This window comes from Lysinibacillus sp., assembly GCF_032093475.1.
GTDB lineage: Bacteria > Bacillota > Bacilli > Bacillales_A > Planococcaceae > Lysinibacillus > Lysinibacillus irui.
The window spans coordinates 39,656-54,735 of the sequence record NZ_DAMDAY010000008.1; the positions used below are offsets into that span (position 1 = coordinate 39,656).

A 15,080-nucleotide genomic window follows, 5' to 3' on the forward strand; every position below is an offset into this window, starting at 1 on the left:
TATCGATATTGAACTGCAAGCATTTGAATCCAATGAGTGGAGTGTTGATCCATTATGGCTAGGGCGAATATTTGATAATATCTTTCAAAATGTGCTACGTCACGCTTACAGTGGTAAATATATAAGTGTGAAAACAAAATCCACGGATAGCTATAAAGCATTTATTATTGAGGATCATGGTCAAGGGATGAAAAATGAATCCAATGCAAAAGGAGCAGGGATTGGTCTATCTATTGTCGATATTATGGTAAAGGGTATGGATTTAGAGTGGGAAATAACTTCTAGTCAATCTGGCACAAAAATTATAATCAAAAATGTTATGCAATCTGCGAAGCTTGGGAAGTAAAGGCTCGCAGATTTTTATTTTTAGTGTAGTGAAAGCTTGGCATTTGATGATGGTAGACATTTTTAAACAAAATTTAAACTTGGCCCTTACCTATTTTTAAACTTCTATTCTTATGATAATGAAAGAGGTGAGGACAATGGAATATATCGTACAAACACAAAACTTATCAAAACGCTTTGGAAAAGAGCAAGCTGTAGCAAATTTGAACTTGCAAATACGAAAAGGCGAAATATATGGATTTTTAGGACCGAATGGGGCAGGAAAAACAACAACGATTCGTATGCTTCTTGGTTTAATGAAGCCATCCTCAGGGACAATAAAAATCTTCCAAAAGGATATTACAAAGGAGCGTATCCAAATCTTAGCTAATGTCGGCTCGTTAGTAGAAAATCCTTCGTATTATCCACATTTAACAGCCTATGAGAATTTGGAGGCGCTAAGAAAAATTTTAGGTGTGCCTAAATCTCGAATAGATGAGGTTCTAGAAATTGTTCGTTTGAAAGAGGCTGCCAATAAGAAGGTTAAGGGCTTTTCGCTAGGTATGAAGCAACGTCTTGGAATAGCAGCTTCACTACTACATAATCCTGAATTACTCATTCTAGATGAACCTACTAATGGTCTCGACCCTTCAGGCATTATTGAAATTCGTAATTTAATTAAACGACTACCGAAGGAATACGGCATGACGATTATAATTTCCAGTCATTTATTATCAGAGATCGATCAAATGGCTACACAAGTAGGTATAGTATCTAAGGGGAAATTGATATTCCAAGATTCCATTGAGGAGATGCGGAGATTCGCTCAGCCAAAGGTACTATTTAAAGTAAATAATAGTGAAAAGGGATGGCGCTGTTTACTGGCAAATGGCATTAAGGCAGATTATCAAAATGGCGTTATTTTCTTAGAGGAATGCTCGGATGAAAAAGTAGCTCATATTGTCCAAGTCCTTGTTCAGGAGGGCATTTCTGTATTCCGTGTAGAGGAAGAGAAACGCTCATTGGAGGAAATCTTCCTGCAAATGACGATGGGAGAGCAGGCGATATGATAGGTAAATTGTTAACTGCTGATTTCTTGAAGATCAAACGTAAAGGATTATGGTTTTTAACGCTTTTAGGACCATTGGGTGTAGTCGCCCTACAAATGGTTAATTACGGAGTAAGGAAAGATTATTTATTACAACAAAGTGAGGACGATTGGGGCTATTACTTATTAAACATCCATTCCTTTACACCGCTTGCCATTGTGCTGGGCATTGCTATTCTAACTTCATTCATGGCGAGTATTGAAAATGAGACAAATGCTTGGAAGCAGCTGATTGCCTTACCTGTTTCAAAATTATCCGTGTATTTATCTAAATTTACAGTGTTGACCCTATTACTATTTTTGGCTTCCACAGTACTGATGATTTTTACGCTTAGTTATGGGCTGTTTTTAAACTTAGGAGCACCTGTACCTTACTTAGAGGTTGCCAAATTTAGTTATTTTCCTGCGCTAGCAGCATTGCCTATATTGGCGCTCCAGCTTTGGATTGCGAGTGTTAGCCACAATCAAGGGATTCCTATTACAGTAGGTATTTTCGGAGTGATATTTGCCTATTCTTCATTTGTTTTACCAGATTGGATGATATGGAAATGGCCATCATTAATGAACCAATGGGATGAGCCAATCATCAATGTGTTATTAGGCGTAGGAATTGGTATTTTACTATATATTGTTGGGATGATTGATTTTGCAAGAAGGGACGTGAAATAATGATTGCTCTACTTCGAGCCGAATGGTTTAAGTTACGTAAATCAAAAATGGTGCCGATTATTTTCGCAGGACCAATAATAGGTTTGTTTATTGGACTATCAGCCAATCTAGAGAATACTATGTCAGGGGTTCAAATCAATGAATGGTTTATTTCCTTATTCTCAATGAATTTAACATATGCATTATTATTTTTACCTCTTATTACTGGCGTTTTTGCAAGTCTCATTTGTAGATATGAGCATCAGTCAGGTGGATGGAAGCAGCTTTTAGCACTGCCTGTAACAAGAGGGAAAGTATTTGTCGCGAAATATGTATTGGTTATGCTGCTTGTTTTGGCTATGCAATTATTGTATTTAGGATCTATCTATGCTGTAGGTATGCTGAAGGGCTACACGGATCCCTTTCCAATAGAGATCGTATGGAAAAGTATTGTAGGAGGCTGGGTGGCAACATTACCCCTAGTAGCCTTACAATTGTGGATGTCCATTATGTTTAAAAGCTTTGCTGCTCCCTTTGCTGTCAATGTCATATTTACGTTACCTTCTATTTTAGCGGTAAATTCTGAGCGAGTTGGTCCATATTATCCTTGGGCACAACCATTTTCAATGATGTATATAGGTGGCAATACAGACGATGTATTTTTTGTGCCTTGGGAGCAATTACTAACAGTTATAGGTGGGGGATTCATCCTATTTTTCCTCGGCGGATATTACTATTTCCAACGAAAAGCGATTTAACCTTAAGGGAGTATTGACATGACAATGATTAAACGAAGTTTACGATTATTCACTGCATCTTTGCTACTTATTGCTTTAGCAGGGTGTGGACAGGGAGAGGCAGTAACAGATGCCTCGCAATACATTAGTGAAATAGAAAATATTTCTATTCCTGATGATGTGAAAATTATTGGTTTTGGGGAAGCAACACACGGAAATATTGAATTTCAAACATTAAAAAAAGATCTGTTTGAAGCGATGATCAAAAATGAACATGTCCAAGTCTTTGTTTTAGAAGGGGATTTTGGAGGTGCCCAGCAAATTAACCAATTTATTTTAAAGGGTATTGGTACGGCGGAGGAAGCTATAAAAGCTTTAGATTATGGCATCTACCAAACCGAACAAATGGTAGAATTAGTACAGTGGATGCACGACTATAATCTGGCAGTCGAAGAACAAGATAAAATTTATTTCTATGGTAATGATATGCAACGCTATGATTATAGCAAAAAGGGATTGCTAGATTATTATACAGATGTACATGCGGGGAATGCTGAGAAATTTAAGGCCGAGCTAAAACATATTTCAAACAAAACGATGAGAGAATTATCGAATAATCAGCTAACAGAACTGGATAAAACGATTGATACAATTATTGAAGATTTACAATCGAATAGAGAGGCATATGAGAAAAAGTCATCGAAGGATGCTTTCTCCTTTGCGGCACAATATGCTCAAATAATGAAGCAGCGAACGCAATTATTTTTGAATGATGGAAACTATATGAATTTACGAGATGAATATTTAGCTGAAAATTTACAATGGATTGTTGAATATGAAGCCACGAAAGGGCATGATAAAGTATTCATGTCAGCACATAATGGTCATATTGAGAAAACCTCTGCGACGATGGCAGGATATCAATCGATGGGACAATATTTAAACGAGCAATATAAAGATCAATATTTTGCGATTGGTACAGACTTTGTAAAAAATACATTCCAAGCACAAAATGGGTCTGGTGAACGAAAGGAATACACGATTGAACATCATAATGCTTTAGTAGATGCTTTTAGTGAGGTTAACGATACTATTTTTTATGTAGATTTTGAACATGCTAGTCAATCAGAGGAATTAGCAAGTATTCTTTCTAAAAGCCAAAGAATGGGCAATGTCGGTGACGATTTTCGTCCATGGTATAAGCTAACACAAATGCTGTATACCATTAAAATGACACCTGTTGAAGCTTATGATGGTCTTATTGTTGTACAAGAAGCAACGCCAACCAAAATAATCGATTAAAAAAATTAGCAACCTTTATCAAAAAAGCTTTTTCCTTCTCCAGTATGATGAAGATGAGGTGAGTAACATGGAGTATAGTCAGGCAACGCAAAGGACCATTGCCTTTATTGAGGAGCAGTTGACGGAAGAAATGACACTTGAGCACCTTCCTCATACTGCTGGCTATTCGAAATATCATCTAAGTCGCATTTTCAAACAAGAAACTGGATTAACAATTGGTGAGTATATTCGTATACGCCGACTAGCTTTGGCGGCAAGTTATTTAATGTACTCCAATGCATCGATATTAACAATTGCATTTACACTTCAGTTTCAATCACAAGAAGCTTTTACACGAGCTTTTAAAGAAATTTACGCTTTGCCGCCAGGGAAGTATCGAAAAATGATGCAATCATTAAGCATGACGGAGGAGGAAAAATTAGTGGTATCAAATGAACAGGTTAAGGGTTGGATGTTGAGCGGTGGGAATCCTGAGTTATATCAATTTCATACAGATGACAAGGTATTTCATTCAGGAACTCGTTCGGGAGTATTGTATTCTTCAACCGCTTCAGCGAATAATGGACAATTCGCTACGATGATGCAGGGCTTTCAAGCAGCTGAATTTAAAGGCAAGCGCTTGAAAATGTCATGCTATTTAAAGACTGTAGATGCTGCCAAATGTGGTGCATGGATGCGCATTGACAATGCTACGGGTGATACGATTCAATTTGACAATATGGATCAACGGTCTGTAAAAGGGACTACCGAATGGAATCACTATTCTATTGTGTTAGATGTGCCTGAAGAAGGTGATTCCATTTATTTTGGTGTGTTATTGATTGGCTCGGGTAAGGTATGGGCAGATGGTTTCCGCTTTGAGGAAGTCGACGACAAGGTACCTTCAACTAACATGCTTTCACAGGAACGATTACCTAAACAACCAGCTAATTTAGACTTTAGCATGGATTGATTTTGATGCTTTGTTATTCAAGCTTCACCAGTGATTGACTTTGATTAATAACGTATCGTTTACCTCTAATTTGTTAAAGCTAATAAAGAGGAGGTGTGAAACGATGGCACAAGAAATTCTTTGTGAAGTCAATAACTGTACATTTTGGGATTCTGGAAACAAATGTACTGCAGAAAAAATTTATGTTGTCAGCCAGAAGGGACAACATGCTTCCAACAGTGAGGAAACAGACTGTAAAACATTCGAACCTGAAACGCATTAATGACTAAAGGGTAATCATGAATATGATTACCCTTTATCCCTGTCTTTATTAATAAATATCCACTTTTTCTTTGTTAAATAAAAGTGCATGCGCATTTTTTACTTTTTCTTCTACATAATCCAACGAGTATTTACCAACAGAATCTGTTAAATCTCCAATTGCCCGCGACAAATTATCAATAATCGGAATTAATTTGTGCATTTCAGTGCGATGTTTCTCTTTGTGCATCTCATCCATGATTTCATATGCAAGACGCTGGATCTTCCTTAGTCGCAATTTTTCAGATTGCATTGAATCCTCCTTATTGAACCAATTTATGATGTCTAATTATATGAGCTACAATAAGGTTTCATGAATGATGTTCTTTAGAAATAAATGCTAGTGTTATGTTATCTTTTCGGAAGTCTAATGGTGAATGTAGTCCCTTTAGCAAGCTCGCTTTCTACAGAAATAGTGCCACTATGTGCTTGAACAAGGTTATAAACAATTGCCATGCCTAATCCAGTGCCTTCAGAAGAGGTATCTGTAGTTGTCCCACGATAATACTGTTGGAATATATTCTCTGTCATCTCGGGAGACATACCAACTCCGTTATCCACAATGTGAATTTCAACAAATTGATCGCTATCAAAAATATGTGTATAAATATCAGTGTTCTGAGGGTTGTGGATAATCGAGTTCATTAAAATATTTTGCAATATCCGCTGCATGTATTTAGTGTCAAAATCAATGTTTATAGAATTTTTATCTGCTTGAAAATGCAATATATATTTTTCTGCTTGTGGATAATTGCTTATGTTAGCAACAATTCTTTTTGTAAATTCAACAATATCATGTTTTGTTTTGTGAAGGGGTAGTTTTCCATTTGTATTATTTAACTGAATAACGAGACTTAAATCTTGAATTAACTCCTCCATATGTTTTCCTTTATCAGCAATTTCCTGAATAAAACTATGTGCTTCTTCCTTCGACCATTCATATTGATCGTTTAATAATAGTGTAGAGTAGCCTGTAATATAGGTAAGTGGTGTTTTCAAATCATGAGATATACCAGCTATCCATTCTTGTTTTGCTTGTTCCACTTGGGCTCTTTCTATTTCGGCAGCCTTGAGTTTTGCTGATAAGGATTGTAGATGTTCTAGTACCTCTTGGTATAGCATAAAGCGCATACGAAGTTTGCCTTTCCGGTTATAAATCTTAGAAAGTCCATTTGGTTTTATGTAGTTTTCCTGTGAAAGCTGCTGAATCCAAGTCATGATAAAACCGAGCGGACCTCCAAAATACCAGCCAAATACAGCAATGCAAATTAACGTGCTAAAGCAAAAAATCCATAGTACCAGCAAATTCTCATAATCTTCACTAACAGTGTGCTTAAAGATTGGAAGAATACCTTCAAGCCCGATTAAAATGCAAATGCCGCTAAAAAGTATCCACAGTATGATCCCCAAAGCGAGATGTAGTGTAAATCGAGTATTTATTCGCATAATAATCCCTCTTTTGGTGGGATAAATTTATAGCCAATGCCTCGCAGATTAACGATTATTTTAGGTTTACGCGTATCATCCCCAAGTTTTTTTCGTAATTTCGAAATATGAATGGTAACAGTCTTCTCCTCACCATAAACATCATTTCCCCAGACAAATTCGTAAAGTTGAGAAGTTGTATAAATACGATTTGGGTTTTTACAGAAGAAGTGCAGAAGCTCCAGTTCTTTAGCGGTGCATTCAACAATTTGATGATCTACTTTCAGCGTCGCCGACTCCGGATTAAAGGCAAAATAACCAAAATCGTACTTAATACTTTGTTGTTGCTGAGCAGCCTCATACATTTTTTGACGTCGAAGAATAACTTTTATTCTAGCTACAACCTCTAAAGGATTAAATGGTTTTGTTATATAATCGTCGCCGCCAATACCTAAACCAGTTAATTTATCAAAATCTGTTGACCGAGCGCTGACAAAAATTATAGGTGTGTTGGTATGCTTACGTATTTCCGTACATAACTCAAAGCCACTAATATCAGGTAGCATAATATCCAGCAGAATGACATCGTAATCATTGTCCTTAACAAGCTGTAGAGTTCCTTTACCCGTTGAAGAAGTCTCAATATTTATAAAGTTCTCTTTCCGTAGTGTAATATCTAATAATTTTAAAATGCCCAATTCATCATCCACGATTAAGATATTTGCCGTTTCCACTTTTATCCCTCTTTTCCTTTTCATCATAACAGCTTCTAGTTTTGAAATCCTCATTCAGTAAATAATATTACGGTCATTTTCCATTGTGTTTACTTTATTTTTACTTTTCTTTATTAAGCTTAAAGTAACGAAAACAAAATGGTGAGGAGCTAAAACTGTGGAATCTGTTATTGAAATTAAACAATTAAATAAAAGTTTTAAAGGAGTAGAGACCATCTCTAGTGTCAATATGAATATTCGGCCAGGAGAGATTTATGGTTTCTTAGGTCCGAATGGAGCGGGGAAAACGACCATTATGAAAATGATTTTAAATTTAATAAAACCTACATCTGGTGACATTAAAGTTTTTAATCAACCTGTTACGAGGACTTCCTATCAATATTTAAGCAAAATAGGAAGCATTATTGAGTACCCCGAATTCTATGAAAGGCTGTCAGCAAAGGAGAATTTAGAACTACATTGCGAATATATGGGCATTTATGAAAAAAAGGCAGCTGACGAAGCTCTCAAAATAGTTGGCCTGCTAGGTGTTGAAAATAAAAAGATTAGTGAATTTTCCTTGGGAATGAAGCAAAGATTAGGGATTGCGCGTGCCATTGTTACCAAGCCAGAGATTTTAATTTTAGATGAACCGATTAATGGTCTTGACCCGATTGGCATTAAAGAGGTGCGTGAATTGCTAGTGCTACTAAAAGAAGAGTATGGCATCACAATTTTAATCTCGAGTCATATTGTATCAGAGATTGAATCTATCGCGGATACAGTAGGCATTCTTCAGCATGGAAAATTACTAAAAGAAGTCAGGATGGATGATATTCGAAAAGAAACAATGGAATATCTTGAAATCACGGTGGACGATTTAAAGAAAACAACGAATGTCCTGGAGAGTTTGAACATTCGAAACTATGAAATCGCGAGTCAACAGAGGGTGCGTATATTTGATGAAAATAATTCATCATCTCAAATTAATAAAGAACTCATTGTTAATGGCATCGTCGTTCATAGTATTGAAAAGCAACAACAGCATTTAGAAGAGTATTTTTTAAAACTGATTAATGGGGGAAATCAACATGCTTAAACTACTAAGGCTAGAGTGGAAAAAGAATCGGATGGCGGGTTATTTTAATGGCTTAATCATTAGTATAATAGGTATTTTTGTAGCTGTTACATTAATTGCGGTGGGGTCTGAGGGGGATAGTGAGTTTCAGAATTACACAGAATTTATGTCGTTAACGAACATTTTAATTAGAATTGTCTTTATTATTTTTTCGAGTGTTATTCTTGCACGTCTAGTTATCGATGAATATAAAAATAAAACAGTTCAATTATTATTTTCATATCCATTGAAAAGAAAAAAAATTATAGTCGCTAAGCTTCTTCTCGTCTTTAGCTTTTGTTTTGTAAGCATCATAAGTGCAACAATCGTTATCAATTTACTTATTTATTTTTTAAATCCGACATTGGGTCTTTTTGGGGAATCTACTGACTTAAAAGAAATGCTTGAGACAGTTCCTTCGCTGCTACTAAGTGCTTTTATGACAGCTGGCGTAAGCTTAATACCGTTGTACTTTGGTATGCGAAAAAAATCAACCGCCTCAACCATTACATCAGCTGTATTCATTGGATTTGTCATTAACGCTACAATTTCTGATGGCTCTACCTCCTCTAGTTTATTTCAAATCATTGCTGTGCCAATTATGTTGTGTTTAGTAGGTTTTTTTGTAGGTTATCTATCCTACCGCAAAGTTGATAAAGTGGATCTAACGTGAAATGAGGAGATTTGATGAAAAAAACCATTGTAACGACTCTGCTATTTTTTATTCTAGTAGGTGGACTATTAGTTGTTTTGAAACTAAATGGGGAGCAAAGCTATGAAAAACAAAAGTCTTTTGATGGACAGCAAATTCAAATACTAGAAATAGACAATGAGTCGTGGAATATTGTATTAGAAAATACAGATTCAGAGGAACTGAAAATTAATATTAAAGGAAATAAGCAAAAGAAACAAAGTGACCCTGTGGAAATAAAAGAAGATGGTCAAAAAATAAGTGTATTTCAAAGAGATACAGAAGTAGGTATTCTAAAAAATATTAGTATTGGTGAAAAAGGAACTATTCACATTGCTATACCAAAGAATTCAGTTAAATTAATTGCAATAAGAAATAGTTATGGCGATCTTCGCCTTAATCATTTAGCAACTGAGGTCATGACAATATCAAGTGAATCAGGCTCAACTATAATGAAGGGGCTTGCTGCCAATAAAGGAGAACTTACATCGAAGGATGGGGAAATAAATATTTCAGATAGCTCTCTGGAAGAATTATTAATAAGTGCTACGAATGGTGATAGCTACATTACTAACGTTTCTAGCACAAAGACGAAAATTACTTCATCTAGCGGTGAAGTTGTTTTGAAAGAGATAGAAGAAAAAAAATCATTATCTATTGAAACTGGTTCAGGAGATATTACGATTTCTTATAAAAATAACCCACAATCATTAGAGCTTTCAGCTTCGAGTGATTCAGCAGACATTACTGTTGATTTAAAAGGTTTAAACAAAAAAGATGTGAGTGGAAATTCAATGAGTGGGACAATTGGAGAGTCGTCAAATAAGTTGGAACTAGTCAGTAAAGCAGGTATAATAAATGTTAAATAAATACAAATAAAGGGGCTTTTATGGGGGAGATTTACGTCATTAGACATTGTCTAGCAGAAGGGCAATCTGAAGATGCCTCTTTAACGCAGGAGGGAAAAAAGCAGGCGGAAAGTTTAGTAGATTTTTTCAAGGATATAAAAATTGATCGAATTCTTTCTAGCCCTTTTTTAAGAGCAATTCAATCCATAGAACCACTAAGTACGAAGGATAATATTACGATAGAAATTGAGGAAAGACTTTCAGAGCGACTTTTAAGTACTAGAGATTTACCGGATTGGTATGAAAAATTACAGGCAACATTTATCGATTTGGATTTAACATTTGATGGTGGCGAATCTAGTAAAGAAGCGATGAATCGAATTGTAAATGTTGTAGAAGAAGCATTTGCTCGAAATGTTGCGAGTACAGTAATCGTAAGTCATGGCAATATCATTGCATTGTTATTGAAGTATTATGATAAGGACGTTGATTTTCAAAGCTGGAAAAATTTAAGCAATCCAGATGTTTTTCGATTAAGTAAAAAGCATAGCAATGTCAGAATAGAGCGAGTATGGAATCCGGATTTTTAAATACAAGGTGGTATGGTAGGAGTGTCTTATCATACCTTTTAGTATGATTTCAGAGAAATTGTTCTATATAAAAGAAGGAGTGTATAATGGAGACCATTTTAAAAGATATTTTAACATGGATTACGTTAGCTGATAAAAGGATAATCATTGGCATTTCAGGGCATGGAGCTGCAGGAAAAACAACGTTTGCCCATAAATTAATAAATGCTTTAAATCGAGATGAAGTGAATTATATGAATACGGATCCGTATATTGTGAGTTCAGATATACGCAAACAGGCAATCATTGATTATACATATCAACATCAGGATCATCGTTTTAAAATGACTGCTTGTCATCCTGCTGCACATCATCTACCTTCATTGGAAAGAGATGTTCAGATGATAAAAGAAGGACTAGATTTATGGACCATCGATACACATTATATGAAAAGTTCTTTCGTTTCTTCCAAAAGGCCAATTACGATTGTTGAAGGTATGAGTGTAGCGTTTATAAATCCGGAGTTATTTGACTTAAAAATTTACTTTTATACAGATGAAGCTACAGAACTAATGAGAAGATCTGGACGTGATGTAAACGAAAGAGGAACAGAACTCAATTATTTAAAGCAGTCACATAATGAACGACGTATTCAATATGAGTTATTTATGCATCCGTATAGTCAGCATTTTGATGTGGTGATTAAAACACATCAAAATGAATTTCATATTGAGAAAAATATTTTTGTAAAATAATAAAAGAGCCTTCATCGCCACAAGCAGAAGGCTCTATTTGTTAGTATTGATATGTTACGCGAACAGTAGCTTGGATTGCTACTTGCCCTTGTGCGATAGGTGTATTTCCAGAGGCATCAACCATAGAACGATAAAGGATAGGTGTGTTAACCTGCTCCTCGACAATTTCAATTGGGAGAGGTTGTAAAGGAAGATGCATGGTTTCCGCAATCGTTTTTGCCTTCAATAGAGCATTTTGAAGGGCTACTCTTAATGCTTGCTGATAGTAAGCATCTGTATGGTCAATATTGAACTGAATGTTGGCAATACGATTTGCCCCATGCTCTATGGCAGTATCAATGATTAAGCCAAGATCGTCTATATTCGTTACGTTGACAGTAACGGCATTAATCACTTCATAGCCATTAAAAATTTGCTTGCCATCTTCAAACTGATATAGCGGTGTAATTGTATAACTTGTTGTTTGAATTTGTTCTCTTGGAATACCAAGCGCTACGAGTGATTGAATGACTTGATTCATAATGATCGCATTCTCCTGTTGTGGCACCTGGACATTATCCCCTTGTGTTTGAACTTCAATTTGTAGTTGAGCAGAAGTGGGCGTAGCCTTTACCTGTCCGTTGCCAGTTACAGTCATAACACGCGATGTATGGGTTGCTTGTTGATTGACCTGTGCATAGTACATACAATACCACCCTTCGTGAGCTTTATAGTATAAGCTATGCAAAAAAGTTTATGACTTGTCTAGTTTTTTTAATAATTTATTATGGAGCTTTGTAAATAATAATAAGGTTAAAATTGTTCCTAGCAAGGCTAAAAACATGTCCCATTGAGCATCCCAGCGATCTCCCTGCATTCCTAAAAAGTCTTTTGCCCCTTTACTGCCCTTCGAGACTCTTGTGCTTAACCATTCGATGATTTCATAAAATGCAGCAATTGCAAGCAAAATACTAATTGTTATGCCTGTTAACCAAGCTCCTTTAGTAAGCGTAGTCTTTCTAAGTAGTATTTCTCTTATAACAATAGCTAATAAACCTTTTAAAAAATGGCCAAAGCGATCATAGTGATTACGTTGTAAATGAAACTCTTCTTTTATCCAGTTAAAAAGAGGGACTTCCGAATAGGTATAATGCCCACCTATAAAAGTAAGGATTGAAAGTAGGGCAATGATAAAGTAAGAAAATGTTGTGAAGCGAAATTTATTATAAATACAAACAACAACAATAATCGCCACAATGCCAGGGCTTACTTCTGCTAGCCAATCTAAGTAGGAGGATGGCTTAATGACAGACCAGACGAAGACAATCAGGACGATAGCAAGTAATGTTACATGTATCTTAAAATGTTTCCGATTATTCATAATGATACACTCCCTTTGTCCCACAGTATGGGGAAGGGGGAAATTGCTTATTCAAGAAGTAGTAAGAAAAAGCGTCTAGTTACTCTAGAACTGACGCTTTTAGTATGTTAAATCATTTTTAAAAGTGCTTCTACGCCAGACATTCCTTCTGTAATACCAAGCTGCTCTGCTTCATATGTTACCGATTCTAATGGAGCTGTTAAAAGCTCATCAATTGTCTTCACCCCAACTGCACGACCAGCAACAATTTTTCGATCAACTAAGCGACTATTTAAAAGACCAACATCTAATGCTCCACACATAATATAGCCCGTATTATTGGAAATGGTCAGTAGCGTTGTTTTAGGTAATTGAACAACTACTGCTGTGAAGAAATGCCCTTTAATCATAATAGGTTCAATTGTCACCATCAAAATCACTCCTTTTCTCTATATACATATGGTGATGGTGAGTAAGGTGTTCAACATTTCTATTAAAAAAATGTGAAAGAAGGTGACAACTAAACTAATCAATTAGTTATATGGAAAAAACCAAAAAAAATCTACTCGTAATGAATAGATTCCTTTACCTTTATTTTGTATAAGAAAGTAAAGCGGTTTGCTTAAAATTATTTAAAGCAATTGTTGCCTCACTTTTAGTACTGTATTCAAACATGCGATACGTATTTTTTTCAAAAACCGTAATAACCCACATATATGTCATCTCCTTTATTGTGTTACATAACATTTAATTTATTTGTGAATCTGTTATATATCAATGATGATTTTATTTTACATTAGATCATAAAAAAATAAAGGTCTATTCATAACCTTTCACATATTGTTCAAAATTTTATGTAGTTCATAATGTTTTTTTGAAATAATTAAAGGAGAAAACCGTCAGTCCTTTTGGAAGTATAATTCACTGTAATTCGTAAATAGTAAGTTGACGGAGTTCTGAATGTTGGACTTGGGAGGTGATGCTATGACACGTAATTATGTACTGCTTCTAACAGTTTGCTTTTTAATCATCTCGGGATTTTTAGGAATGAAAGGCTATGCAGATAAGGGGCGCCCTTATTATGAAGAGACAGGTAAAGTTGTATGGGATATCAATACAGAAGATAAAATTGTTGCCCTTACCTTTGACGATGGCCCACATCCAAAATACACGGCTGCAGTGCTTGACTTACTAGCTAAATATGATGCTAAAGCAACCTTTTTTATTATTGGAAAAAATGCAGAGAAGTATCCAGAGCTTGTTTTACGTTCTTATACAGAAGGGCATGAATTAGCAAATCATACGTATACACATCCATTTAAAGTTTCCATCAAAAAATTGCAAGAAGAGCTTCAACAAACGAATGACACGATTTATAGTATTACTGGTTTTTCCCCAGTTTTATTCCGTCCCGTTGGTGGAAATTATACGGATGCTATGATAAATGCTGCTGTTAAGGACGGCTACAAGGTCGTAATGTGGTCTTGGCATCAGGATACTCAAGATTGGAAGGAGCCTGGTGTCAAGAAAATAGTGCAAAAGGTGATGAAGGGAACAAGACCTGGAGATGTCATTTTATTTCATGATGGTGGCGGGAACCGTTCGCAAACGATTAAGGCACTAGAAGAAATAATACCCGCATTAAAAAAACAAGGCTATTCATTTGTCACAATATCCGAGTTGATTGAAAGTAAACAGCAACAAGAGCAAATTCAATAACGAAAAATAAGCCATCTCAACTAGGTTTGAAATGGCTTATTTTTCATAGTTTGATTTAGAAGAAAATAATTGGAGCTAGTGCAATACCTAATATTGTTCCTAAAGCTATTCCATAGCCAAAACCGGCACCTCTATATCCCCCGAATCCCCAAAATCCTAAACCATAACCACTATATCTTCTATCAGGTAGAATCCATACCTGTCTTCTGTCTACCCTTGTGATTTCCCCAACATGTACTCTACCAGATGAATCCGAAATCCTTACACGTTTTCCATGATATTTACAGCAGAGATTATAAGCATCAGATGGATTCACACATATCCCTCCTTTCGATGTCATTACAAGCTAATATATGCGGTTTGATGCATTTATCACTAGCCGATTGTCTATTCCAACATATGCTATATAGAGGTGATGACATGGCAGTCGTGTCAACAGATAAGTGGCTGGAGGAATTTATAAGTGCAAGGAAATTGGCAAGAAAAAAAGAACTAAATAGCTTACAGTGTTCCATTCTTTGTGAGCGTTTAGG

21 protein-coding genes are annotated in these 15,080 nt (G+C 35.7%); 13 read left to right on the forward strand and 8 right to left on the reverse strand.

The window, feature by feature from the left end:
- From RT445_RS03695 to RT445_RS03725, 7 genes are all read left to right on the forward strand, one after another.
- Nucleotides 1-346: sensor histidine kinase (locus RT445_RS03695; RefSeq protein ID WP_313469726.1), on the forward strand; the 346-nt coding region annotated here is incomplete at its 5' end.
- A 136-nt stretch (nt 347-482) separates the two neighbouring features.
- Nucleotides 483-1,394 (forward strand): ABC transporter ATP-binding protein, encoded by a 912-nt coding sequence (locus tag RT445_RS03700; RefSeq protein WP_312506559.1) that lies wholly within the window; start codon nt 483-485, stop codon nt 1,392-1,394.
- Nucleotides 1,391-2,101, forward strand: coding sequence for an ABC transporter permease (locus RT445_RS03705; protein ID WP_313469728.1), 711 nt, complete (start codon nt 1,391-1,393; stop codon nt 2,099-2,101). Before RT445_RS03700 ends, RT445_RS03705 begins: the two co-directional genes overlap by 4 nt.
- Nucleotides 2,101-2,838, forward strand: coding sequence for an ABC transporter permease (locus RT445_RS03710; protein ID WP_274794839.1), 738 nt, complete (start codon nt 2,101-2,103; stop codon nt 2,836-2,838). The genes RT445_RS03705 and RT445_RS03710 overlap by 1 nt, the downstream gene beginning before the upstream one ends.
- Before the next feature lie 18 nt (nt 2,839-2,856).
- Nucleotides 2,857-4,119 carry an erythromycin esterase family protein gene (locus RT445_RS03715; protein WP_312506557.1) on the forward strand — a complete coding sequence of 421 codons (1,263 nt, stop codon included), beginning with the start codon at nt 2,857-2,859 and terminating at the stop codon, nt 4,117-4,119.
- 67 nt (nt 4,120-4,186) lie between these two features.
- Nucleotides 4,187-5,071, forward strand: coding sequence for a helix-turn-helix domain-containing protein (locus RT445_RS03720; protein ID WP_312506556.1), 885 nt, complete (start codon nt 4,187-4,189; stop codon nt 5,069-5,071).
- Nucleotides 5,072-5,174: 103 nt separating this feature from the next.
- Nucleotides 5,175-5,333 (forward strand): DUF1540 domain-containing protein, encoded by a 159-nt coding sequence (locus tag RT445_RS03725; RefSeq protein WP_004231699.1) that lies wholly within the window; start codon nt 5,175-5,177, stop codon nt 5,331-5,333.
- A gap of 48 nt (nt 5,334-5,381) precedes the next feature.
- Here the strand turns inward: RT445_RS03725 and RT445_RS03730 are convergent, their stop codons facing one another.
- From RT445_RS03730 to RT445_RS03740, 3 genes are all read right to left on the reverse strand, one after another.
- On the reverse strand, nt 5,382-5,624 hold the full coding sequence (locus tag RT445_RS03730) for a hypothetical protein (RefSeq protein WP_004231701.1): 243 nt from the start codon (nt 5,622-5,624) through the stop codon (nt 5,382-5,384).
- Nucleotides 5,625-5,722: 98 nt separating this feature from the next.
- Nucleotides 5,723-6,817, reverse strand: coding sequence for a sensor histidine kinase (locus tag RT445_RS03735; RefSeq protein WP_312506555.1), 1,095 nt, complete (start codon nt 6,815-6,817; stop codon nt 5,723-5,725).
- Nucleotides 6,808-7,530: a response regulator transcription factor gene (locus RT445_RS03740; RefSeq protein WP_312506554.1), complete on the reverse strand. Its 723-nt coding sequence runs from the start codon at nt 7,528-7,530 to the stop codon at nt 6,808-6,810. Before RT445_RS03740 ends, RT445_RS03735 begins: the two co-directional genes overlap by 10 nt.
- Before the next feature lie 157 nt (nt 7,531-7,687).
- Between RT445_RS03740 and RT445_RS03745 the strand changes: the two genes are divergently transcribed.
- From RT445_RS03745 to RT445_RS03765, 5 genes are all read left to right on the forward strand, one after another.
- Nucleotides 7,688-8,608 carry an ABC transporter ATP-binding protein gene (locus tag RT445_RS03745; protein WP_312506553.1) on the forward strand — a complete coding sequence of 307 codons (921 nt, stop codon included), beginning with the start codon at nt 7,688-7,690 and terminating at the stop codon, nt 8,606-8,608.
- Nucleotides 8,601-9,299 carry an ABC transporter permease gene (locus tag RT445_RS03750; RefSeq protein WP_312506552.1) on the forward strand — a complete coding sequence of 233 codons (699 nt, stop codon included), beginning with the start codon at nt 8,601-8,603 and terminating at the stop codon, nt 9,297-9,299. The genes RT445_RS03745 and RT445_RS03750 overlap by 8 nt, the downstream gene beginning before the upstream one ends.
- 14 nt (nt 9,300-9,313) lie before the next feature.
- The gene (locus RT445_RS03755; protein WP_274794833.1) at nt 9,314-10,186 is read left to right on the forward strand and encodes a DUF4097 family beta strand repeat-containing protein; all 873 of its coding nucleotides are present in this window, start codon (nt 9,314-9,316) and stop codon (nt 10,184-10,186) included.
- Between the two features lie 20 nt (nt 10,187-10,206).
- On the forward strand, nt 10,207-10,755 hold the full coding sequence (locus RT445_RS03760) for a histidine phosphatase family protein (RefSeq protein ID WP_274794832.1): 549 nt from the start codon (nt 10,207-10,209) through the stop codon (nt 10,753-10,755).
- Between the two features lie 86 nt (nt 10,756-10,841).
- Nucleotides 10,842-11,489, forward strand: a complete 648-nt coding sequence (locus RT445_RS03765; protein ID WP_274794831.1) for a uridine kinase family protein — start codon at nt 10,842-10,844, stop codon at nt 11,487-11,489.
- A gap of 40 nt (nt 11,490-11,529) precedes the next feature.
- On the opposite strand, the gene RT445_RS03770 is transcribed toward RT445_RS03765, so the two are convergent.
- From RT445_RS03770 to RT445_RS03785, 4 genes are all read right to left on the reverse strand, one after another.
- On the reverse strand, nt 11,530-12,174 hold the full coding sequence (locus RT445_RS03770) for an SIMPL domain-containing protein (RefSeq protein ID WP_274794830.1): 645 nt from the start codon (nt 12,172-12,174) through the stop codon (nt 11,530-11,532).
- A gap of 48 nt (nt 12,175-12,222) precedes the next feature.
- A complete protein-coding gene (locus RT445_RS03775; RefSeq protein WP_312506551.1) occupies nt 12,223-12,849 on the reverse strand; it encodes a DUF2238 domain-containing protein in 627 nt (208 codons plus the stop codon).
- Between the two features lie 107 nt (nt 12,850-12,956).
- On the reverse strand, nt 12,957-13,259 hold the full coding sequence (locus RT445_RS03780; RefSeq protein ID WP_274794828.1) for a YunC family protein: 303 nt from the start codon (nt 13,257-13,259) through the stop codon (nt 12,957-12,959).
- Between the two features lie 160 nt (nt 13,260-13,419).
- Entirely contained in the window at nt 13,420-13,542 is a 123-nt protein-coding gene (locus RT445_RS03785) for a hypothetical protein (RefSeq protein WP_274794827.1), read from the reverse strand.
- 270 nt (nt 13,543-13,812) lie between these two features.
- On the opposite strand from RT445_RS03785, the gene RT445_RS03790 reads away from it, so the two are divergent.
- Complete coding sequence (locus tag RT445_RS03790) at nt 13,813-14,547, forward strand: polysaccharide deacetylase family protein (protein WP_274794826.1); 735 nt, start codon at nt 13,813-13,815, stop codon at nt 14,545-14,547.
- Nucleotides 14,548-14,602: 55 nt separating this feature from the next.
- On the opposite strand, the gene RT445_RS03795 is transcribed toward RT445_RS03790, so the two are convergent.
- Nucleotides 14,603-14,863: a hypothetical protein gene (locus tag RT445_RS03795; protein WP_274794825.1), complete on the reverse strand. Its 261-nt coding sequence runs from the start codon at nt 14,861-14,863 to the stop codon at nt 14,603-14,605.
- Nucleotides 14,864-15,080 lie beyond the last annotated feature (217 nt).

Bases quoted from the DNA above. Each gene is read 5' to 3' on its own strand.
- RT445_RS03700 (WP_312506559.1), top strand. From the start codon at position 483: ATGGAATATATCGTACAAACACAAAACTTATCAAAACGCTTTGGAAAA.
- RT445_RS03705 (WP_313469728.1), top strand. From the start codon at position 1,391: ATGATAGGTAAATTGTTAACTGCTGATTTCTTGAAGATCAAACGTAAA.
- RT445_RS03710 (WP_274794839.1), top strand. From the start codon at position 2,101: ATGATTGCTCTACTTCGAGCCGAATGGTTTAAGTTACGTAAATCAAAA.
- RT445_RS03715 (WP_312506557.1), top strand. From the start codon at position 2,857: ATGACAATGATTAAACGAAGTTTACGATTATTCACTGCATCTTTGCTA.
- RT445_RS03720 (WP_312506556.1), top strand. From the start codon at position 4,187: ATGGAGTATAGTCAGGCAACGCAAAGGACCATTGCCTTTATTGAGGAG.
- RT445_RS03725 (WP_004231699.1), top strand. From the start codon at position 5,175: ATGGCACAAGAAATTCTTTGTGAAGTCAATAACTGTACATTTTGGGAT.
- RT445_RS03730 (WP_004231701.1), bottom strand. From the start codon at position 5,624: ATGCAATCTGAAAAATTGCGACTAAGGAAGATCCAGCGTCTTGCATAT.
- RT445_RS03735 (WP_312506555.1), bottom strand. From the start codon at position 6,817: ATGCGAATAAATACTCGATTTACACTACATCTCGCTTTGGGGATCATA.
- RT445_RS03750 (WP_312506552.1), top strand. From the start codon at position 8,601: ATGCTTAAACTACTAAGGCTAGAGTGGAAAAAGAATCGGATGGCGGGT.
- RT445_RS03755 (WP_274794833.1), top strand. From the start codon at position 9,314: ATGAAAAAAACCATTGTAACGACTCTGCTATTTTTTATTCTAGTAGGT.
- RT445_RS03760 (WP_274794832.1), top strand. From the start codon at position 10,207: ATGGGGGAGATTTACGTCATTAGACATTGTCTAGCAGAAGGGCAATCT.
- RT445_RS03765 (WP_274794831.1), top strand. From the start codon at position 10,842: ATGGAGACCATTTTAAAAGATATTTTAACATGGATTACGTTAGCTGAT.
- RT445_RS03770 (WP_274794830.1), bottom strand. From the start codon at position 12,174: ATGTACTATGCACAGGTCAATCAACAAGCAACCCATACATCGCGTGTT.
- RT445_RS03775 (WP_312506551.1), bottom strand. From the start codon at position 12,849: ATGAATAATCGGAAACATTTTAAGATACATGTAACATTACTTGCTATC.
- RT445_RS03780 (WP_274794828.1), bottom strand. From the start codon at position 13,259: ATGGTGACAATTGAACCTATTATGATTAAAGGGCATTTCTTCACAGCA.
- RT445_RS03785 (WP_274794827.1), bottom strand. From the start codon at position 13,542: ATGTGGGTTATTACGGTTTTTGAAAAAAATACGTATCGCATGTTTGAA.
- RT445_RS03790 (WP_274794826.1), top strand. From the start codon at position 13,813: ATGACACGTAATTATGTACTGCTTCTAACAGTTTGCTTTTTAATCATC.